The sequence below is a fragment of the Nocardia sp. NPDC004151 genome (genome assembly GCF_042874235.1).
Lineage (GTDB): Bacteria > Actinomycetota > Actinomycetes > Mycobacteriales > Mycobacteriaceae > Nocardia.
In genome coordinates this window covers 462,180-482,505 of the sequence record NZ_JBIAMR010000002.1, presented here as the reverse complement: position 1 = coordinate 482,505, position 20,326 = coordinate 462,180, and the positions used below count along the sequence as shown (strand labels likewise).

Annotated in this window: 16 protein-coding genes; 5 read left to right on the top strand and 11 right to left on the bottom strand. The window is 70.1% G+C overall.

Going from position 1 to position 20,326, the window contains the following annotated elements; translation table 11 throughout:
• Positions 1–177: 177 nt before the first annotated feature.
• The 4 genes from ACFYTS_RS05860 to ftsY all read right to left on the bottom strand — a co-directional run bounded on the left by ACFYTS_RS05860 (position 178) and on the right by ftsY (position 6,334).
• A complete protein-coding gene (locus tag ACFYTS_RS05860; RefSeq protein WP_387301653.1) occupies positions 178–2,625 on the bottom strand; it encodes a [protein-PII] uridylyltransferase in 2,448 nt (815 codons plus the stop codon).
• Between the two features lie 110 nt (positions 2,626–2,735).
• Positions 2,736–3,074: a P-II family nitrogen regulator gene (locus ACFYTS_RS05855; protein WP_040859831.1), complete on the bottom strand. Its 339-nt coding sequence runs from the start codon at positions 3,072–3,074 to the stop codon at positions 2,736–2,738.
• A gap of 5 nt (positions 3,075–3,079) precedes the next feature.
• The gene (locus tag ACFYTS_RS05850) at positions 3,080–4,384 is read right to left on the bottom strand and encodes an ammonium transporter (RefSeq protein WP_357281594.1); all 1,305 of its coding nucleotides are present in this window, start codon (positions 4,382–4,384) and stop codon (positions 3,080–3,082) included.
• Positions 4,385–4,645: 261 nt separating this feature from the next.
• A complete protein-coding gene (gene ftsY, locus ACFYTS_RS05845; protein ID WP_387301651.1) occupies positions 4,646–6,334 on the bottom strand; it encodes a signal recognition particle-docking protein FtsY in 1,689 nt (562 codons plus the stop codon).
• A gap of 216 nt (positions 6,335–6,550) precedes the next feature.
• Here ftsY and ACFYTS_RS05840 point away from each other — a divergent pair, with 216 nt between their 5' ends.
• A complete protein-coding gene (locus ACFYTS_RS05840) occupies positions 6,551–6,940 on the top strand; it encodes a DUF2237 domain-containing protein (protein ID WP_326357779.1) in 390 nt (129 codons plus the stop codon).
• A 17-nt stretch (positions 6,941–6,957) separates the two neighbouring features.
• Here ACFYTS_RS05840 and ACFYTS_RS05835 read toward each other — a convergent pair whose 3' ends face one another.
• Both ACFYTS_RS05835 and ACFYTS_RS05830 read right to left on the bottom strand, forming a co-directional pair.
• Complete coding sequence (locus ACFYTS_RS05835) at positions 6,958–7,842, bottom strand: hypothetical protein (RefSeq protein ID WP_387301648.1); 885 nt, start codon at positions 7,840–7,842, stop codon at positions 6,958–6,960.
• A 172-nt stretch (positions 7,843–8,014) separates the two neighbouring features.
• Positions 8,015–8,785, bottom strand: a complete 771-nt coding sequence (locus ACFYTS_RS05830; protein ID WP_387301646.1) for a TetR/AcrR family transcriptional regulator — start codon at positions 8,783–8,785, stop codon at positions 8,015–8,017.
• Positions 8,786–8,889: 104 nt separating this feature from the next.
• On the opposite strand from ACFYTS_RS05830, the gene ACFYTS_RS05825 reads away from it, so the two are divergent.
• A complete protein-coding gene (locus ACFYTS_RS05825) occupies positions 8,890–9,804 on the top strand; it encodes an NmrA family NAD(P)-binding protein (protein WP_387301644.1) in 915 nt (304 codons plus the stop codon).
• A 31-nt stretch (positions 9,805–9,835) separates the two neighbouring features.
• Here the strand turns inward: ACFYTS_RS05825 and ACFYTS_RS05820 are convergent, their stop codons facing one another.
• The 3 genes from ACFYTS_RS05820 to ACFYTS_RS05810 form a co-directional block, all read right to left on the bottom strand.
• The gene (locus tag ACFYTS_RS05820; RefSeq protein ID WP_357281599.1) at positions 9,836–10,474 is read right to left on the bottom strand and encodes an HAD family acid phosphatase; all 639 of its coding nucleotides are present in this window, start codon (positions 10,472–10,474) and stop codon (positions 9,836–9,838) included.
• 93 nt (positions 10,475–10,567) lie between these two features.
• Positions 10,568–14,179: a chromosome segregation protein SMC gene (smc, locus tag ACFYTS_RS05815; protein ID WP_387301641.1), complete on the bottom strand. Its 3,612-nt coding sequence runs from the start codon at positions 14,177–14,179 to the stop codon at positions 10,568–10,570.
• A gap of 89 nt (positions 14,180–14,268) precedes the next feature.
• A complete protein-coding gene (locus tag ACFYTS_RS05810; RefSeq protein ID WP_357281602.1) occupies positions 14,269–14,697 on the bottom strand; it encodes a DUF1707 domain-containing protein in 429 nt (142 codons plus the stop codon).
• Positions 14,698–14,870: 173 nt separating this feature from the next.
• On the opposite strand from ACFYTS_RS05810, the gene ACFYTS_RS05805 reads away from it, so the two are divergent.
• Positions 14,871–16,103 carry an acyl-CoA dehydrogenase family protein gene (locus ACFYTS_RS05805; RefSeq protein ID WP_387301639.1) on the top strand — a complete coding sequence of 411 codons (1,233 nt, stop codon included), beginning with the start codon at positions 14,871–14,873 and terminating at the stop codon, positions 16,101–16,103.
• Between the two features lies 1 nt (position 16,104).
• Positions 16,105–17,229, top strand: coding sequence for an acyl-CoA dehydrogenase family protein (locus ACFYTS_RS05800; RefSeq protein ID WP_387301637.1), 1,125 nt, complete (start codon positions 16,105–16,107; stop codon positions 17,227–17,229).
• A gap of 21 nt (positions 17,230–17,250) precedes the next feature.
• Here ACFYTS_RS05800 and ACFYTS_RS05795 read toward each other — a convergent pair whose 3' ends face one another.
• Positions 17,251–17,448, bottom strand: coding sequence for a hypothetical protein (locus ACFYTS_RS05795; RefSeq protein ID WP_357281606.1), 198 nt, complete (start codon positions 17,446–17,448; stop codon positions 17,251–17,253).
• A 171-nt stretch (positions 17,449–17,619) separates the two neighbouring features.
• Between ACFYTS_RS05795 and ACFYTS_RS05790 the strand changes: the two genes are divergently transcribed.
• Positions 17,620–18,060: a carboxymuconolactone decarboxylase family protein gene (locus tag ACFYTS_RS05790; RefSeq protein WP_357281608.1), complete on the top strand. Its 441-nt coding sequence runs from the start codon at positions 17,620–17,622 to the stop codon at positions 18,058–18,060.
• A gap of 12 nt (positions 18,061–18,072) precedes the next feature.
• Here the strand turns inward: ACFYTS_RS05790 and ACFYTS_RS05785 are convergent, their stop codons facing one another.
• Positions 18,073–20,304 (bottom strand): acyltransferase family protein, encoded by a 2,232-nt coding sequence (locus ACFYTS_RS05785; RefSeq protein ID WP_387301634.1) that lies wholly within the window; start codon positions 20,302–20,304, stop codon positions 18,073–18,075.
• Positions 20,305–20,326 lie beyond the last annotated feature (22 nt).

The window sequence follows — 20,326 nt, the reverse complement described above, 5'->3', positions numbered from 1 at the left end:
CCCTCGTGTTCGCGACTCATGACGGACACGTGCACGCGGAATACTAGGGTGTGACGCCGGTCACTCGACCGCATTGCAGCAAATCTCCTGCAACATTCTGATCAACGGGCAAACGCCTGGTTTGCCGGTTACCTCCGTCGCCTGCTCTCCAACCGGAAAACCGCTGGAAGATCCGATTCAGCTGTCTGATTCGGGCGATTTCTTCGGTTGTTGGGGCGGCACCACCGCGAGCACCGCCGCCGAGATCTCGGCTCGCCGCCCGGGCGTGTCGGTATCGCCCAGATCCAGGCAGAAGGTGTCGACGACCGCGGAACCCATGGTCACCACCTTCGCCCACGACACGTTCACCCCCGATTCGGCCAGCGCCGCGGCCAACCGGTTCAGCAACCCGATCCGGTCCTCGGCCCGCAATTCCAGCAACACCCGCCCCGGCTCGGCGGTCTCGTGCCAGAACACCCGCGGCCGCGCCTGCGCGAACGGACTTGGCTGGGTGCCGACCGCGTCACGCTCCTTGCGGGCCAGCACCGACGCCAGATCCAGATCGCCGTTGATGGCGCGGATCAGCTCCTGCCGCAGCAGACCGGCGGCCGGCGGATCACCGAAACGCGGGGCCACCACGAAGGTGTCGATGGCCGACTCGCCCACACTGGCCAGCTCCGCCGACAGCACTCGCAGCGAATGCACGGCCAGTACGCCCGCGGCCTCCGACAGCAGGCCCGGACTGTCCGGGGCGACCACGGTGACCACGTGGTGGTAGCGCCCGTCCCCCGGCCTCAGATCCACGTGCACGCCACCGGATGCCGCGCGAGCGCGCAATTCCTCGGGGATCGGGGTCGGCTCCGGCAGCGGATCGCCCGCCATGGCGTGGCGGCAGTTGCGGACCAGGTCGCCGATCAGCGAGGCCTTCCAGTCGTTCCACACCCCGGGCCCGGTGGCCAGCGCGTCGGCCTCGGCCAGCGCGGCCAGCAGTTCCAGCAGGTGCGGGTCGCCGTCGAGGGCGTCGATCACCATCTTCACGGTGTCGGGGTCGGAAGTGTCGCGGCGCGTGGCGGTATCGGGCAGCAGCAGGTGGTGGCGCACCATGGCCGCCAGCGTCTGCACGTCGGAGGGCCACAGCCCCAGGCGATTTCCGATCGACACGGCCAGTTCCGCGCCGACCACGCTGTGATCCTCGGTGCGGCCCTTGCCGATGTCGTGCAACAGCGCGCCCAGCAGCAGCAGGTCCGGGCGCGAGACGCGGGTGGACAGCGCCCCGGCCTGGGCGACCGTCTCCATCAGGTGGCGGTCCACGGTCCAGGTGTGCATGGCGTCGCGCGGCGGCAGGTCGCGCACCACACCCCATTCCGGAAACAGCCTGCCCCACAAGCCCGTTCGGTCCAGGGCCTCGACGGCGTCGACAGAGCCGCGGCCCGCGCCCAGCAGCACCAGCAGGTCGTTGAGCGCCTCCTTCGGCCACGGCTCGCGCAGCTCGGGCGCGTCCTCGCCGAGGCGGTTGAGGGTGGTGGCCGACATCGGCAGCCCGGTCTGCGCCGACGCCGCGGCCACCCGCAGGATCAGGCCGGGATCGCGCTGCGGGCGGGCATCGCGGGCGAGCACCACTTCTCCGGAATGCTCGACCACCCCCTCATCGAGTGGTCGGCGCACCGGAACACGGCGCAAGCGCGCGAGCCCGCGGCGGGGCAGCGCGTTCCCGGCGGTGCGCAGCCCGACATCGGTGGAGTAGCCGATGGTGCGGGCCGCGTCGCTGAGCGTGCGGGCCAGATCGAAGCGGTCACCGATCCGCAGGGCCGCCCCGATCTCGTCGGCGTCCTGGGCCCGCAGCTGGTCGCGGGCGCGGCCCGCCACCCGATGCAGCTCGGTGCGTACATCGAGCAGGCGGCGGTGCGCCTGCTTCAGCCCGCCGCCCGGCACTTCCGGACCGAGCCCCGGCATGGCGTCGGTCAGTTGTGCGATGGCGAGGGCGTCCAGCAACTGGATGTCCCGCAGTCCGCCGCGCCCGTTCTTGAGATCGGGTTCGGCGCGGTGGGCGACGTCTCCGCTCCGCCGCCAGCGGGTGTGGGCCTGCTCGATCAGGGCGTCGAAACGGGACCGGATTCCGGCCCGCCAGTCCCGGCGCACGCCGCCGATGAGCAGATTGCTCAATCCGTCGTCGCCGACGATGTGCCGCGCCTCGAGCATGCCGAGGCCGGCGGTGAGATCGTCGGCGGCGACGCGCAACGCCTGCGGGACGGTGCGCACGCTGTGATCGAGCTTGATGTGGGCGTCCCACAGCGGATACCAGAGCTGATCGGCGACCTCGGCGACCCGGGCGGGGTCGACGTCGTCGTAGAGCAGCACCAGATCCAGGTCGGAGTAGGGCAGCATCTCCCGGCGGCCCAGTCCGCCCACCGCAACCAGGGCGAGCCCGCTGTCGGCGGTGATGCCGACCTCGTGGCCCTTGGTGGTCAGCCACAGGTCGTAGAGATCCACCAGGGCCTCGCGCAGGGCCTCGGCGTCGAGACGGGTGGCGCGGCCGTTCGAGCCGTGCTCGCCCAGCAGCTGGTTGCGGGCCCGGACCAGGTCCGAGGCGCCTCCGGGGACTTTGGTGTCCTCGGCCTTGTCTTCGCGTTCCTGCTGGAAACCCACAACCGCCCCTCTCGATTCAATTCAGTTCGCCGCCCCGGCACGGGGACGGCCCCGTCACCGCCGGTTTCGACACCGACGGGGCCGGGGCCGCCACGGGGATCCCGCTCGAATTACAGAGCGTCGGAACCGCGTTCGCCGGTGCGCACCCGGACGATGGCGTCGACCGGGGTGACCCAGACCTTGCCGTCGCCGATCTTGCCGGTGCGGGCGGCTTCGACGATGACCTCGACGACCTTGTCGACGGAGGCGTCGTCCACCACAACCTCGACCCGGACCTTCGGGACGAAATCGACCGAGTACTCGGCGCCGCGGTAGACCTCGGTGTGGCCCTTCTGACGGCCGTAGCCCTGCACCTCGCTGACGGTCATGCCAAGCACGCCCGCCTGCTCCAGGCCGGTCTTCACGTCCTCCAGGGTGAACGGCTTCACTATCGCAGTGATCAGTTTCATGTTCGTCATGCCTCCTTGACGGCGGCGGTGCGCGCCGCACCACTCACAGCAGCGAAATCGTATGCCGATTCTGCGTGCTCGGACTCATCCAAGCCCTGGAACTCGGCTTCCTCGTTCACCCGGAGACCGATGGTGTACTTGATGGCGAGCGCGATGATCAGGGTGGCGATGCCCGAGAAGGCAAGCACCGCACCGGCTCCCACGGCCTGCTTGATCAGCTGATCGAAGCCGCCGCCGTAGAACAGACCCTTGACCGCGGCCGGAGCCTCGGGGGCGGCGACCAGGCCGACCATCAGGGTGCCCGCGATACCGCCGACCAGGTGGACGCCCACCACGTCGAGCGAGTCGTCGAAGCCGAACTTGAACTTCAGGCCCACCGCGAGAGCACAGAGGACGCCGGCGACCACACCGATGGCGAGCGCGCCGATGACGTTGACCGAGGAGCAGGAGGGGGTGATGGCGACCAGACCGGCCACGATGCCCGAGGCGGCGCCCAGGGAGGTGGCGTGACCGTCGCGGATCTTCTCCACGAGCAGCCAGGCCAGCATGGCGGCACCGGTGGCGACGGTGGTGGTGACGAAGGTGGCGCCCGCGATGCCGTTGGAGCCGACGGCCGAACCGGCGTTGAAGCCGTACCAGCCGAACCACAGCAGACCGGCGCCGAGCATCACGAACGGCAGGTTGTGCGGACGCATCGGGGTCTTCGGCCAGCCCTTGCGCTTGCCGAGCACGATCGCCAGGACGAGGCCCGCGACACCGGCGTTGATGTGGACCGCGGTACCACCGGCGAAGTCGATCGCCTTGAGCTTGTTGGCGATCCAGCCGCCGTGCTCACCGGTGACGCCGTCGAAGGCGAAGACCCAGTGCGCGACCGGGAAGTAGACCACGGTGGCCCACACGGCCGAGAACAGCACCCAGGACCCGAACTTCAGGCGGTCGGCTACCGCACCGGAGATCAGGGCGACGGTGATGATCGCGAACATGAGCTGGAAGGCCACGAAGACCGTCGCCGGCACCGTTCCCGCCAGGGGGATGGCCGACTTGATCGTCTGGTCGGTGCTGCTGGCCAGGTAGGTGCCACCGAACAGCGACTTCAGCCCGAAGTACTGGGTCGGGCTGCCGATCAGGCTCCCCTTGTCGTCGCCGAAGGCGACGGAGAAGCCGTACAGCGCCCATAGAACAGTGATCACGCCCATCGAGGCGATGCTCATCATGATCATGTTCAGGACGTTCTTCGAGCGGACCATACCGCCGTAGAAAAACGCCAGTCCGGGTGTCATCAGAAGCACGAGTGCTGAACTTGCCAGCATCCATGCGGTGTCGCCGGTGTCGGCTGCACCTATTACGGGAAACGCCACCTTTTGTCCTCCTCATCTCTGGCCCCGCAGCAACCTGCGCATAAGCCTGCAATGAGATTCGTCAGTCGGTGTTTCCTCCGTGATCCTGCGGCGTTTCGCGTAGGTGAACGGATGAGATTGCAGTGTTGCGGTCACGTTTCCGGTCCCGCACCACTGTTACGACGACATTGTGAGGATGATGTTGGTTTCGATATCGGCGCAGTTCAGTGGGGATTAACCCAGCAGGGCGTCGACGAAGGCGCCGGGTTCGAAGGGAGCAAGATCATCCGCGCCCTCACCCAAACCGACCAGTTTGACCGGTACGCCCAGCTCATGCTGCACCTGGAAGACGATGCCGCCCTTGGCGGTTCCGTCCAGCTTGGTCAGCGCCACACCGGTGATGTCCACGACGTCGGCGAAGACCCGCGCCTGCATCAGACCGTTCTGACCGACCGTGGAATCCAGCACCAGGATGACCTCGTCGACGGCGGCCTTCTTCTCCACGACGCGCTTGACCTTGCCCAGCTCGTCCATCAGGCCGGTCTTGGTGTGCAGGCGGCCCGCGGTGTCGATGAGCACCACGTCCACGCCGCGATCGATACCGGCCGACACCGCGTCGAACGCCACGGCCGCGGGGTCCGCGCCCTCCTTGCCGCGCACGGTCTCCGCGCCCACGCGCTCACCCCAGGTCTGCAGCTGATCGGCGGCCGCGGCCCGGAAGGTGTCGGCCGCGCCCAGCAGCACGCGGCGGCCGTCGGCGACCAGCACGCGCGCCAATTTGCCGGTGGTGGTGGTCTTTCCGGTGCCGTTCACACCCACGACCAGCAGAATCGACGGGTGATCGGCGTGCGGAAGCGCGCGGATGGAGCGATCCAGCTCCGGCCGCAGCGCCTCGACGAGCACCTCGCGCAGCAGCGCGCGGGCGTCGGCGGCGGTGCGGATGCTGCGCCCGGCCATCTCCTCGCGCAGACGCTCCACGATGGCGGCGGTGCTGGCGGTGCCCAGGTCGGCCATGACGAGGGTGTCCTCGATCTCCTCCCAGGAGTCCTCGTCCAGATCGCCACCGCCGAGCAGGCCCAGCAGGGACTTGCCGACGGCGTTCTGGGAACGGGACAGGCGGCCGCGCAGCTTGGTGAGACGGCCCGCGGTGGGTTCGATCTCGGCGATCGCGGGAGCCGCGGCCGCGGGCTCGGCAGGAGCGGTGGCCTCGGGGGCGTGCGCACCGGCGTGGGCGGCGACGGCGGCCTCGGCGCCCGCCGCGATCTCGGCGGCGGCGACGGCGGCCTCGGCGGCCTCCTCGGCCGCGGCCTCCTGCGAGAGCGGCTGCTCGGCGACATCACCGGCGGCCTTGCCCGCGGCGATCTCCCCGGCGGCTTCGGCGGCCTCGATCGCCGCGGCGTGGGCCGCGTCGTCCGCCGGCTCGGCGGGGGCATCGGTGGCGGGCGTGACTGCCGCGTCGGCGGGAGCGGTCTGCGCGGCGGCGCTCGCGGTGGTGTCGGCCGCGGTCGCGGTGGTGTCCGCGACGGGCGTGACGGTCTCCGCGGCCGGGGCGGGTTCGGGCCCCTGAACAGGTTCCGGGAGACGCACCTCGTGGATGCTGCGCTTGCCGGAGTCGCGCGGGATGGCCGCGTCGTCGCCGATGTGCGGCTGCCCCTCGTCGTCGGTGCGCTCGGGCGGGAGCGGCACCGGTTTGTCCTTGGTGGCCGGGACCTTCTCGCGTTCGGGCGCGGAGGTGCCCTGGCTGAAGCTGAATCCGCTCGCGGCCTGGTATCCACCGGACCTGTCGGTCAGCTCCTTGGTCTCGGTGACCTCCGGGGTCAGCGAGATCCGGCGGCGCTTGTTCAGGGCATATCCGGCAACCAGCGCCACGAGCAGCACCGCCGCGATGGCGGCGATGAGAATCCAAACTTCTGCAGTCGTCACGTCCCCATCCTTTCAGAGGTGGTTGCGATGTCGGTTTCACGCACCTACCGTCGCGTCGGGGGGCCGTGGCCGATATCACACGGCGGGGCCGTGGGATGCATCGACACGCCGGGGTGTGGCCCGAAAATCCGACCATCTACCAACCGGTCTGCTCGACTACGTGCCACAGTGCGGAAGGAGCGGCGAATGCGACACCGAGACAATAGGATCGGCGACGTGACCGATCGAAATGTGCTTGGGGGACCGCTGGAAGAGTGTGGCACCGATCCTCTCACCGGCTTCTACCGGGACGGATGCTGCAGCACCGGTCCCGAGGATTTGGGTAGCCACACCGTCTGCACGGTGGTGACCGCGGAATTCCTGGAGCACCAGAAGTCGATCGGCAACGACCTCGTCACCCCGCGGCCGGAGAACAACTTCCCCGGCCTGCAACCGGGTGACCGCTGGTGCGTGGTGGCCGTGCGCTGGCTGCACGCCCACGAGGACGGGGTGGCCGCACCCGTGGTGCTGGCCGCCACCCATGAGAACGCCCTCGAGGTGGTGCCCATGGAGACGCTGCGCAAATACGCCGTCGACGTTCCCGACGACGTCAGCGACCTGCTCTAGTCGTCAAACGCCCCGCTCTAGTCGTCAACGCCCTTGCGCAGCAAAGCCTCGGTGGCGCTGCGCAATTCGACACGGGCCGCGAACAGTCGCGGATCGGAGGCGAACGCCACCCGGTCCGCGCCCGCGTGCAGCGGGCCGTTGAGCACCTGCAGGGTGATGGAACCGGCGATGGCCCCGAAGAACAGCGCCACCAGCGCGGGCCGCTCCCCCGCCAGGGCCAGGGTGAGCGCGGCCTGGCCGCCGAACACGGCCGCGGTGGCCGCCGAGATGACCAGCGAGTGGGTCATGTCCGCGCGCAGCGCCTCGCCCTCGTCGTAGGCGTCGAGCACCGCGATACCCAGGCCCAGCACCACCAGGTCGGCGGCGGTCACCGACAGCATGGCCGTGCTGGGCAGCACGTTGAACCCGAGCAGGACGAGCGCCGCGCTCATCCCGAGCAGCAGCGCGCCCACGGTGAGCAGCCCGGCCGCGGAACGCCGTGAGTCCTCGGACCATTCGGCCTGCTGGCCGAGCATGGCCAGCATGGTGCCGAGCAGAGCCAGCAGGGTGACCGCGCCGAGCAAGTAGCCCGCGGGCAGGAAACCGCCCGCGGCCGGCATCGCCAGCACCGCGCACAGCGGCACCAGCCCGGCCCGCCACCAGCGGTCGACGCGTTCCACCCCGGCGGGCAGCAGCCGCACGAAGACACCGCTGAAGGCCAGCACCGGGGCGCACACCAGCACGATGCGCACACCGTCGAACCACGGACTCCCCCCTGCCATCCGATCCGCCACCACCGCGGCGGCGAACGCCAGCAATCCGATTGCCGCTCTGCGTAACAACAGCTTTCGCGGATCCCGCGCCAGTAGATACAAACCGAGCCACCATGCGGCACCGAACGCCGCGGCCGACACCCAAACCACGCAGGGAGCGTACTGCCCCACCGGCGGTTCGCGGGGGCATACCGCAACGCCGTATATAGCCTTCTACCAGTATTTTTCGCCGATTCCGCCCCCTCGTCACACCTTCGCATCCGTTTGGGCACACGCAGGTCACGAAGGGCCCCAAGGGCTTTCATCGGGCCCCGCGGAGGAGTCAGGCGGGTACCGCGTGGCGGCGGCGGTGGGCCTTCTGACGGCAGGCTGCCGAACAATAGCGCGCGGGGCGGCCGGTGCCGGTCGGGTGGATCGGGGTGGCGCAGATCGGGCAATGCGGGGCCGGGGTTTCGTCACGGATGGCCGTTTCGTCACGCGCGGCGATCACGTTCCCGCGTTTCGTTACGGTCCGCGCCGGAGGGCGAGTGCGCATGGCGTCCAGGACGAGGGCGGCGGGGCGGGACAGCTCGCGGTCCGGGGACAGGCGTTGGATCGCAACGCATCCCGTGAACAGGGCGAGGACGTCGGGAACGGTGAGGTCGGCGCGGACGGAGCCCTGCCGCTGGGCGGCGACGAGCAGGTCGCCGAGGGCGGCGTGGAAACGGGCTCCGGCGTCGCGCACCAGTTCCCGCGGCCAGCCGTCATTGTTGACCATGTCGCACACGGCCTGGTTGCGATGGCTGGAGGTGATCACCTCGGCGCAGAAGGCGAAGAAGGCTGCCCCGGCGTCGGGGGCGTCGCGCATCCGGTGGCCCACACCGGTGAGCCGGTCGATGCGTTGCTGCATAACGGCTTCCAGCAGCTCGGTCTTGGTGGGGAAATGGCGGTACACGGTGCCCGCGCCGACCCCGGCGCGGCGGGCCACCTCGGCCAGGGAGACCGCGAGCCCGCCCTCGGCGAGGGCGCGTTGGGCGGCCGCCAGGACCAGGGCGCGATTGCGGCGCGCGTCGGCACGGGCCTTGGGGGCGAGGCTGCTGGTGGGTGCGGGCATTTCGTTACGCGCGTCCTTTCCGGTGCTGGCCAACGGAAACGAGGTGGCCATAGCGTGCATATCCGGGTCGAGCGACCCGAATACTACCGAACGAACGGGTGAGAATGTCTGCTCAGAAGGATCTGGCGTCCTCTCGTCATGACCTGATCTTGGTGACCGGCGCGACCGGCAAGCAGGGTGGCGTCACCGCGCGCCGGCTGCTCGATACCGGCCGGTCGGTGCGCGTCCTGGTGCGCGATCCGGAATCGGCTGCGGCGCAGGCCCTCGCCGCGGCGGGCGCGGAACTCGCCGTCGGCGACTTCGACCGGCCCGAGACGCTGGCCCCGGCCCTGGCGGGCGTGGGAGCGGCGTTCCTGGTGCCGCCCGCCGCCTACGGCCCCGACGGCTGGGATGTCGACCTGGAGGTCGCGCGCGGCAGGGCTTTCATCGACGCGGCGGCCGCGGCCGGTGTCGAGTACATCGTGTTCACGACCGTCGCCTCGCTGACCGAGGACGGCCAGTGGGGTGCGCAGGGCAAACGCCGGGTGGAGGAGGCGCTGCGCGCGAGCGGCCTGCACTGGACGATCCTGCGTCCGGTCCGGTTCATGGAGAACTACTTGATGCGGGGCTTCCCCGTGGACGGCATCAACGACGGCGTGCACCGGCATCTGTTCCCGGCGGACAAGCCGATCCAGTCCATCGCGATCGAGGACATCGCGGTGATCGCGCAGCTGGCCTTCGACGATCCGGCCCGCTTCCACGGCGAGGTTCTGGAGTTGGCCGGTGACGCTCTCACCATGACCGAGGCCGCGGCGGCCATCACCGCCGCGACCGGCCACCAGGTCCGCTACGTGGAGGCCTCGCAGGCCGACGCCGAGGCCATGGGCCCCGAGGTCGGTGTGGTCTGGCGGCTGTCCCGGGAGGGCCGGGGCTGGCACGCCGATATCCCGGTGGTCCGCGAGATCCATCCCGGCCTGCGGACTTTCGAGGCGTGGCTCGCCGAATCCGGTGCGGCGCGGTTGAAGTCGCTGCTGGATTGACGAGCTCGGGCTCGATCGGGGTCCGGGTGGATCAGTTCAGCGCGCCGTTGTAGTCGGGCAGCTTGAAGGTCTGCTGGGCGTGGCCGCCGGACAGGTCGGAAGCGCTGTTACCGATATTGGCGACGATGGTGTAGCCCTGGGCCTCGATCGAGGCGCGGGTGGCGGTCTTGTAGTCCGCGAGCGCGCCCGCGCCGGAGGAGCCGGTGGTGAGGCCGCCGCCATAGAGGCCGTCGACCGGGTAGCCGACCGTGGTCAGGTTGATCTGGCTGTAGATGTTCATCACCGAGGGGCGGCCGGTCACGAAGATGATCGCCGCGCCTTGGCTTTTCGCCCACTTGGCCAGCGCCAGCATGGGCGGGATGGCCGGGGTGATGGGTGCCGCGTGGTAGCTGGTCTCCAGCGAGGTGTTGTCGATGTCGAGGACGATGGCCGGCTTGGTGACGCCCGGCAGCGCGGTGGTCAGGTAGGCCTGGGCGGCGTTGGCGACGGTGGTGACGTCGCTGATCCACTGGCTGTAGGGCGGGAGGTTGGCGTTGCTGCCGCCGGAGCCCGACAGGGATCCCGTGCCCGAGCCGGACCCGGCGGATCCGGTGTCGGCGAGGGCGAGTGGGAGCGGAGCGGCGAGGCCGACGGTGAGTCCGGCGGCCAGGACGGCGATGGAGCGCTTCATGGGGCCGGAGGCTAGCGGCAACCCAATGGGACGCGCAGGTGTTTCACTCCGACATCGGGATGAATTCCCGCTCAGCGGGACGCCGTGGCGAACCTACGGCGTCGCGCCGACCAGGTTCTCCCCGCGCATCCGCTGCGAGATCACCTGCGTGATGCCGTCACCGCGCATGCTGACGCCGTAGAGCGCGTCGGCGATCTCCATGGTCGGCTTCTGATGGGTGATCACGATCAGCTGGCTCTTCTCCCGCAGCTGCTCGAACAGTCCGATGAGCCGGCGCAGGTTGGTGTCGTCCAGCGCGGCCTCGACCTCGTCCATCACATAGAAAGGAGAAGGCCGGGCGCGGAAGATCGATACCAGGAAAGCGACGGCGGCCAAGGACTTCTCGCCGCCGGAGAGCAGCGACAGCCGCTTGACCTTCTTGCCCGGCGGGCGGGCCTCGACCTCGACGCCGGTGGTGAGCATGTCCGCGGGATTGGTGAGCAGCAGCCGCCCCTCACCGCCGGGGAACAGGCGGCCGAAGACACCGGTGAACTCGCGTTCCACGTCCTCGTAGGCCTCGGTGAAGACCTGCAGGATGCGCTCGTCGACCTCGGCGACCACGTCGAGCAGGTCCTGGCGGGCCTTCTTGACGTCCTCGAGCTGGGTGTTGAGGAAGGTGTAGCGCTCCTCGAGGGCCGCGAACTCCTCCAGCGCCAGGGGATTCACCTTGCCGAGGGTGACCAGGTCCTTCTCGAGCCGCTTGGCGCGGCGTTCCTGGGTGGCGCGGTCGTAGGGCATGGGCTGCGGCTCGCTGACCGCGTCGCCTCGCTCGCGAGCCTGCTCGTACTCCATCATCTCCAGCGCGGTGGGCGGCATGGGGACGTCGGGGCCGTATTCGGCGATGAGGTCGTCGAGGCTGACACCGAATTGTTCGGCGATGGTGGTCTCGACCTGTTCGATGCGCAGCGCGGCCTGGGCGCGGGCCACCTCGTCGCGGTGCACGGCGTCGGTGAGCTGCGCGAGCTGGGTGGTCAGGGCGCGTGAACGCTCCTTGGTCTGATCGGCCTGGGCGGCGAATTCGCCGCGGCGACGCACCAATTCGTCGCGGCGGGCGGCGGCCTGGGCCACCACCTGCTCGAGTTCGGCGGCGATCTTCTCCGCGGAGGCGGCGACCACGGCGGCCAGCGCGGCGGCCTGGCGGCGGGCGGCCTGGGCGCGTTCGGCGCGGGCCCGGTTCTCGCGTTCGGCGCGGGCGGCGCGGCGCAGCGAATCGGCCTTGCCGCGTACCGATTCCGCGCGTTCCTCGGCGGTGCGCACGGCCAGGCGGGCCTCGACCTCCATGGAGCGGACCTCGGCGAGGGCGGCGGCGGCCTCCTCGCGGGCGTATCCGGCGGTCTCGGTGCCCGCGGATTCCGGGTCCAGGTCGGCCTGTTCGTTCTCGGCGTGGCGCAGCCGGTCCTCGAGTTCGGCGAGCTTGGCGAGGGTTTCCTCGCGGCCGGTCTCGGCGTCGGCGCGCTGGGCCAGCAGCCGGTCGCATTCGCGCTGGGCGCCGCGGGCGGCGTGGCCGAGGCGGCCGAGCCGGTCGTAGATGGAGACCAGGGCCTGGTCGGATTCGTGCAGGGCGAGCAGGGCGTGGTCGACGGCTTCCTTGCGGTCGGTCTGCTCCGCGAGCGCCCCGGCGAGCGCGGCTTCCAGTTCCTCGGCCTGCCGCTGCCAGGACGCCAATTCGGCGGTGGCGGAATCGATGTCGGCCTGCACCTCGAGCTGGCTGGGGGCGCGGTCGGAGCCGCCGAGCAGCCAGCCGCTGCCGGTGATGTCGCCGTCGCGGGTGACCACCCGCAGTTCCGGGCGCGCGGCGATGACCTGCGCGGCGGTGGCGAGGTCGTCGGCGACGGCGATGCCCGCGGTGAGGGCGGTGATCGCGCCGCGCAGGTTGGCGGGGCAGTCGACCACGTCGACGAGCCAGCGGGCGGAGCCGGGCAGGGGGTAATCCGCTTGCGCCGCAGGGAGATTCGCGGCGTCGGCGTAGACCAGGGCGGCGCGGCCGCCGTCGCTCTCCTTGAGCGCGCGCACCGCGGCGTGCGCGGAGGGCCCGGTGTCGGCGGCCACGGCGTCGGCCAGCGGACCGAGGGCCGCAGCGACCGCGGACTCGAAGCCGCCGTGCACGCGGATCAGGCCGGACAGCGGGCCGAGCAGTCCGTCGGCGCGGTGCTCGAGCAGCCAGGCCGCGCCGTCCTTGCGGCGCAGGCCCATGGCGAGGGCTTCGATGCGGGCGGTGAGGGAGGCGACGCGTTTACCGGCCTCGCGGTCCTGTTCGCGCAGTTCGGTGACGCGCTGGTCGGCCAGCGCGAGGGCCTGGGCGGCGTGCTCGTAGGCGTGGTCGAGGCCTTCCTCGCCGACGTCGAGTTCGTTGAGTTCGCCCTGCACGGCCTCGAATTCGGCATTGGCGTCCTCGCCGCGGCGGCGGGCCTCGGCGATGGCGGTGGACATGCGGGCCACCTCGCCGTCCACGGACTGGGCGCGGATGCGCAGGGTGTCGACCTGGCCGGAGAGCCGGGCCAGGCCCTCGCGACGGTCGGCGACAGCGCGGACCGCGGCCAGGTGCGCCTGCTCGGCGGCCTTGGCGGCCTGCTCGCGTTCGTAGAGTTGCTCGCGGGCCGCTTCCAGCGTCTCGGTGGCGATTTCGACGGCTTCGCGCAGTTCGGCTTCTTCGGCCTCGACCCGATCCGCTTCGCGCTCCAGCTGTTCCGGATCTCGACCGGTGCCGGTCGGTTGCTCGATGGTCAGGTTGCGCGCGCGATCACGCGCGATCCGGATAGTGGCGTTGACGCGTTCGGTCAGCGCGGACAGCTGGAACCAGGCCTGCGCGGCGGCCTCGGCGCTGGGGGTCAGCTTGGACAGCTCGAATTCCTGCTGTGCCAGTGCGGCATTGGCGGCATCGAGTTCGGCCTGCACGGTGACGTGCTGCTCACGCGCGTACGCCTCCTTGCTCTGCTGGCTCTCGAGTTCGCGGCGGCGGCTGACCAGATCGTCGGCGGCGAGCCGCAGCCGGGCGTCCCGCAGCTCGGACTGGACGGTCGCGGCGCGACGCGCCACCTCGGCCTGCCGGCCCAGCGGCTTGAGCTGCCTGCGCAGTTCGGTGGTGAGGTCGGTGAGTCGGGCCAGATTGGCCTGCATGGCGTCCAGCTTGCGGACCGCCTTCTCCTTGCGCCGCCGGTGCTTGAGCACGCCCGCGGCCTCCTCGATGAAGGCCCGCCGATCCTCCGGCCGCGATTCCAGGATCGCCGAGAGCTGACCCTGACCGACGATGACGTGCATCTCGCGGCCGATACCGGAGTCCGACAGCAGTTCCTGCACGTCCATCAACCGGCAGGAGTTGCCGTTGATCTCGTACTCGCCGGCGCCGTCGCGGAACATGCGGCGGGTGATCGACACTTCCGAGTACTCGATGGGCAGCACCCCGTCGGAGTTGTCGATGGTCAGCGTGACTTCGGCACGACCGAGCGGAGCGCGGCCCGCGGTACCGGCGAAGATGACGTCCTGCATCTTCCCGCCCCGCAGCGCTTTCGCGCCCTGCTCACCCATCACCCAGGTGAGCGCGTCGACGACGTTCGACTTGCCCGACCCATTGGGCCCCACCACACAGGTGATCCCCGGCTCGAATCGCAACGTCGTCGCGGACGCGAAGGACTTGAACCCCTTCAACGTCAGACTCTTCAGGTGCACAGCGGCTCAGACTACCCGCTTCCCGAAGATTGCCCCGAGTATGCCGACCTCGCGTCCCTTGTGCGCCACGGCGCGATCCGGGTCGCGGGTCAGCGGGCGCGGTAGCGGTTCCAGGCGGCGGATTCCCAGCCCATGACGACACGGAAGACCAGTACCGCGCCCCAGGGGCCGATGACCCAGATGGGCCAGGGGTAGGTGAATTCGCCTGCGGCCACCGAGATCGCGGCCCAGATGAACAGGCACAGCAGGCTCACCCCGAGCCAGGCGCTGCCCTCGATCCGCTGCCAGAGCGGCAGGCGGGCGCGCGAAGTGTTCTGCGGCGCAACGGTCTTCGAGAGCTTCGGCAGGTCTCGCAGGACCAGCTGGAGGTCTTCGCGGGTGGCGGTGGCGTAGACGCTGGTGAGGCGGTCGTTGTATTCGGCGAGGTCCAGGCGGCCTTCGGACAGGTGACGGCCCAGGAGATCGGCGATCTGGGCGCGCTCGGCGTCGGAGGCGCGGGTGCCGGTGGTGATGTCCATGTCGATCCTTAACGGTCGAGCGCTGCCGGATATTCCATTGTGGAACGTGAATACAGGATAAACCTCCACATTGGAATGTTCAAGAGATTCAAGTGAGGGCGGGTGCCAGCACATTTGCCAGCAGGGGGGATGCGGTGAGATGGTTGATGCCAGTTCTCGGACAAGGAGTCATCGTGGACCTTGACTGGTCGCCTGCTGATCTGGCGTTTCGTGATGAAGTGTGCAGCTTTCTCGACGAAAAGTTAACCGACGATCTACGCCGAGCGGGACGGTTGGCGACCAGCGTCTACCCGGACCACGAGGCCAGCATGGAGTGGCAGCACATCCTGCACGAGCGCGGCTGGGCCGCCCCGGCCTGGCCGGTGAAGTACGGCGGCTGCGACTGGAGCCTCACCCAGCACTACATCTTCGGCCGCGAATGCACCCTGGCCGGGGCGCCGAACCTGTCCCCCATGGGAATTCGCATGGTTTCGCACGCGATCATGGCGTTCGGCACACCGGAGCAGAAGGACTTCTTCCTGCCCGGCATCCTCACCGGCGAGGTCTTCTTTTGCCAGGGCTACTCCGAGCCCGAGGCCGGGTCGGACCTGGCCTCGCTGTCCATGGCCGCGGTCGCCGACGGTGAGGACCTGGTGGTCACCGGCTCCAAGATCTGGACCACCCACGCCACCGAGGCGAACTGGATCTTCGCGCTGGTCCGCACCTCGAAGCAGGCCAAGAAGCAGCAGGGCATCACCTTCGTGCTGATCGATATGCGCACCCCGGGCATCGAGATCCGGCCGCTGGTCATGACCTCCGGCGAGCAGGTGCAGAACCAGGTGTTCTTCGATCAGGTCCGGGTGCCGAAGGCGAACGTGCTGGGGCAGATCGACGACGGCTGGACCGTGGCCAAGTTCCTGCTCAACTTCGAGCGCGGCGGCGGCGCGGTCGCCCCGGCCCTGCAGGTGATGGCCGAGGAGTTGGCGCAGGCCGCCACCGAGCAGGTCGCCCCGGGCGGCGGCGCGCTCATCGACGACCCCGCCTTCGCCGCCAAGCTGGCCGATGCCCGGCTGCGCGCCGATGTGCTGGAGATCCTCGAATACCGCACGCTCGCACTGGTTTCCAGCGGCAAGGACCCGGGCCCGGCCGCGTCCACGCTCAAGATCCTGGGCACCGAGCTGAGCCAGGCGCTCACCGAGCTGGCACTGGAGGCCGCCGGTCCGCGGGGCCGCGCCTATCAGCCGCACGCCACCATGCCGGGCGGCCCGATCGCCGACTTCACCCCGCCCGCCGATGGTTTCGTCGCGGGCGAGGAGTGGCAGGCGGTCGCCCCGCTGCGGTACTTCAACGACCGCGCCGGCTCGATCTACGCCGGCAGCAACGAGATTCAGCGCAACATCATCGCCAAAGCCACCCTGGGACTGTGACATGGACTTCTCTTTCACCGCGGAACAAGAACTGCTGCGCGACACCGTCACCGAGTTCCTGACGGCCCGCTACCCCCTGGAGGCGAGCCGGGCCGCGGCGCGCACCGGGGCCGGGTGGCAGCCGGAGATCTGGCGCGGCCTGGCCGAGGAGGTCGGGATTCTCGGAGCGAGCCTGCCGGAGTCGGCGGGCGGCATCGGGGGCGGACCGGTCGAGACCATGATCATCGCCGAGGCGCTGGGCGCGGCCCTGGTGCTGGAGCCGTACGTGGACACCGTCGTGGTGGGCGGCGGCCTGCTGCGCCGCGCCACCGGCAAGCGCGCCGATGACCTGCTGGCGGGCATCGCCGCCGGTGAGGTGGTGACCGGATTCGCCGCGCTGGAGCCGCGATCCGGCTACGACTACACCACGGTGACGGCCACGGCGGTGCGCGACGGCGCAGACTGGGTGATCACCGGTGAGAAGACGGTCGTGACCGCGGCCCCGCTGGCCACCCACCTGCTGGTGACCGCGGTCGCGGACGGCGAGATCGCCCTGTTCGCCGTCGATGGCGACCCGGCCGCGCCGCCCGCGGGCCTGACCGCGCGCGCCTACCGGACCATCGACGAGCGTCAGGCCGCCGACCTGACCTTCGACGGTGTGCGCGTCCCCGCCGACGCCCTGCTGCTCGCGTCCGCCGGCGAGGCCATCGCCGCGACCGTGGACGAGGCCATCGCGGCGGTGTGCGCGGAAACGGTCGGGGCCATGCGCAAGGTGGTCGACGACACCGTCGCCTACGCCAAGCAGCGCCGCCAGTTCGGCGTCCCGATCGGCAGCTTCCAGGCCCTGCAGCACCGCATGGTGGACATGCTGCTGGAGCTGGAACAGGCCGTGGCCGCAACGTATCTGGTGACCCTGAAGCTGGACGCCCCCGCCGCCGAGCGGGCCCGCGCGGCCTCGGCCGCCAAGGCCACCGTGGGCCGTGCCGCCCGCCGGATCGGCCAGGAGTCGGTGCAGCTGCACGGCGCCATGGGCATGACCGAGGAACTCGCCATCGGCCACTTCTTCAAGCGCCTGACCGCCGTGCAGTACGAGTTCGGCACCACCGACCAGCACATTGCCCGCTACGCCTCACTGACGCGGCCGTAGCGGGCCCGCCCGCGCACCGGCTCAGGGGTGACCGGTGCCGGATCGGGTTCCGGTGGATCGCGTGACCGATCCACCGGAACCCGATTCATCCGCGCCACGCCGGAGTTCGGCGGCGACATGCCGGGCGGACCGGCGCACCGCTGCCACGATGACCAGCGCCAACGCCGGTCCGGTGACGAAGCACAACAGACTCAGGGCGATCAGTAGAACGGTTCCCACGTGCGGATTATCGTCCCCCTCGGGGCGTTTCGGCCAATTTCGGCTAATCCAAGGCAACGACAGCGTGACCGCCGCACCGTCAGCGTGATCGAGGACACAGCCGCGCGCCCGTCACGTCCGCGGGACCTGTCTCGTCCAAGGGGTGCACACCATCCCAGGAAGGACGACACCATGTCGCGATTGACCATGCACGAGGCGGCTCCCGAGGTCTACCAGGCCTGGCTCGCCGCCGAGACCGCGATCCGGCGCGGCCCGCTCGACGCCACCGTACGCGAGCTGGTGAAGATCCGGGTCTCCCAGATCAACGGCTGCCTTTTCTGCGTCGACATGCACTCCACCGAGGCCCGCAAGGAAGGCGAGACCGAGCGTCGGCTCTGGCACCTCGCCGCCTGGCGCGAGTCGGCGCTGTTCACCCCCGCCGAGCGGGCCGCGCTCGAATACGCCGAGGCCGCAACGCAGCTCGGCCCGCACGGGGTGAGCGACGAGATCTGGGCGGGCGTCGAGAAGCACTTCGACGACGGCCAGCGGGCCGGTCTGGTCGCGGTGACCGCGCAGATCAACCTGTGGAACCGCATCGGCGTCCCGCTGCGGCTGGAGCCCTTGGGCGAATAGCGCCCGACGAGATCACCACCAGCCGAGAATCGGGCGCAGTTCGCGCCCGAGCTCGGGGGCCAGCGAGCGTGCATAGCTCGCGGTCAGGTGGTGCTCGTCGTGGTAGACGAGGATGTTGCCCTCGACGACCGCGCAGACGGTGGGCTCGCAGACCGCGTCGTTGGGGTCGATCAGGTGCATGTTCGGGAAGGCGGACGCGGGCCCCTCGGCGGGGTTCTGAGGCGAGAGCGCCTCGGAGCGCTTCAGGCCGCAGCCGACCCGATCCCCGCCGCTGGCCAGGCAGTCGATGGCGCGGTAGCGGATGCCGTTGCGGCGCAACCACGGGGTGTCGCGGATACCGATGACCTCGAGGCCGCGGTCGGACAGGGCCGACCAGACGTCGATGTAGTCCTGCGGGGTCTCGTCGCCGCCGTTGTCGCTGGGCCGGGTGGCCGTGGTGAAGACGTAATCGGGGCGCTCGATGCCGAGACGGTCGATGACCTCGGCGGACCAGTCACGGCAGTCCGGGTTCTGCTGACCCTTGTACACGGGATCCTCGGCGACCGTCAGCGGGCAGCCCATCTTCAAGTAGACGACTACGCGGAAGCGATACTGCTCGCCGAGCAGCTGCAGCGCGGGAATCCAGTGCTCGGCATGGGAATTGCCGACCACCGCGATGGTGCGGTGGGCGTCGTGGTCACCGTAGGTGCAGGTGATCACCGCGCGGGTGTCGAAGTCGGAGATGCAGCCGTCCCGGGTGGGGTAGGCGATATCGGCGGGAGCTTCCTCCGTGGTGGGGCGCATGGGGGCGCGCGGCACCAGGGCGTGATCGGTGAGAGCCGCCGCGCCCGGGTACTTCGCGGGATCCAGCTGGCCGACCGCGTGCGCCTTCGCGCCGTTGTTCCACTGCCAGGCCACCGTCGAACCCAGTAGCAGCACACCGACAGTCGTGACCGCGATACCGGTGAGCAGACTGCCCCGCCCGGCGAGCAGGCGGACCGGGACCGCGAGCGCGCGACCGGCGAATCGGCCGTCGAGCAGACTGGCCAGTCCGGTGACTACCCGACCGCGCTCCGGGGCGGCCACGGGCTTGGAACGCTCCCGCAGCGGCTCCTCCACCAGATGGTGGGTGCCATAGGCGAGCAGCAGCGAGACCACGATGATGACCAGACCGTCCAGCGCTCCGGCCCGGCGCAGATGCTGTTCACCCAGATAGAAGATCAGAATCGGCCAGTGCCACAGGTACAGCGCGTACGCGAAACCACCCAGCTGCACGATCGGGCCGGTGGCCAGCAGCCGGTTCACGACCGGCTGATCGGCGGTGTCGCGGCCCGCGCCCGCGAGAATCAGTGCGGCGGTGGCCAGCACCGGGATCAGGGCGGCGGGACCGGGGAACACCAGGACGCCGTTGACCACCCAGCCGCAGCAGGCGATCACCGCGATTCCCATCCAGGCCAGCGCTTCCCGCGCGGGGGTGGGCAGCCGGACCAGGGGCGCGACGAGTGCGAGCAACGCGCCCGCCAGCGGTTCCCAGGCGCGCGCGAAGGTGTCGTAGTAGTTCCAGCCCTGCTGGGTCGAAACACCCTCGGCGGCATACCTGAACGAGATCACCACGGCGATCGTGAACACCACCGCGAGAGTCACCCGCAGCATTCCGTCCCGGCCCAGCCGCCGCGCGATCGGATGCGCGGCAATGAGTTTCCAGGTGAGCGCGAGCCGCAGTCCGGCCGCCACCAGCGCCACCACCAGTAGCAGCGCCAGATACATCTGCCCCTGCACCGACATCGACCACAGATGCTGCAGCGGGCTCACCGACGGATCCGCGGCCAGATAGTCCGACCAGGACATCGCCAGATACCAGTTCTGGTAGTAGAACAGCGAAGCCAGCGTCTGCCCCGCGATATCCGACCAGCGCGTGTGCGGCAGCAGCACGACCGCGGCCACGACCACCGCGGCCAGCACCACCACCATGGCGGGCAGCAGTCTGCGCAGGGTGCGCCGCACGGTCCGCAGCACACCCACCGAGCCGGTGCCGCCGCGCCGCACCAGCATGCCGGTGAAGAAGAAGCCCGATAGCACCAGGAACACGTCCACGCCGCCCGACACCCGGCCCGCCCAGATGTGGAAGGCGACCACGAGGGCGATAGCTACGCCGCGCAGGCCGTCCAGATCGTGTCGGTAGGAGCCGGGCCTGACAGGGGCGCCCGAGGCCGGCTGGCGGTCGCGATCGGGCGCGGTCGGATGATCGGTACTGGATATGGACATGGCGGCTGCCATTGTCGGTCAG

Excerpts from the sequence above, each read along its gene's own strand:
- ACFYTS_RS05850 (WP_357281594.1), bottom strand. The coding sequence starts at position 4,384 with ATGCTGGCAAGTTCAGCACTCGTGCTTCTGATGACACCCGGACTGGCG.
- ACFYTS_RS05825 (WP_387301644.1), top strand. The coding sequence starts at position 8,890 with ATGTCTGCTCAGAAGGATCTGGCGTCCTCTCGTCATGACCTGATCTTG.
- ACFYTS_RS05820 (WP_357281599.1), bottom strand. The coding sequence starts at position 10,474 with ATGAAGCGCTCCATCGCCGTCCTGGCCGCCGGACTCACCGTCGGCCTC.
- ACFYTS_RS05800 (WP_387301637.1), top strand. The coding sequence starts at position 16,105 with ATGGACTTCTCTTTCACCGCGGAACAAGAACTGCTGCGCGACACCGTC.
- ACFYTS_RS05855 (WP_040859831.1), bottom strand. The coding sequence starts at position 3,074 with ATGAAACTGATCACTGCGATAGTGAAGCCGTTCACCCTGGAGGACGTG.
- ACFYTS_RS05830 (WP_387301646.1), bottom strand. The coding sequence starts at position 8,785 with ATGCCCGCACCCACCAGCAGCCTCGCCCCCAAGGCCCGTGCCGACGCG.
- ACFYTS_RS05810 (WP_357281602.1), bottom strand. The coding sequence starts at position 14,697 with ATGGACATCACCACCGGCACCCGCGCCTCCGACGCCGAGCGCGCCCAG.
- ACFYTS_RS05785 (WP_387301634.1), bottom strand. The coding sequence starts at position 20,304 with ATGTCCATATCCAGTACCGATCATCCGACCGCGCCCGATCGCGACCGC.
- ACFYTS_RS05790 (WP_357281608.1), top strand. The coding sequence starts at position 17,620 with ATGTCGCGATTGACCATGCACGAGGCGGCTCCCGAGGTCTACCAGGCC.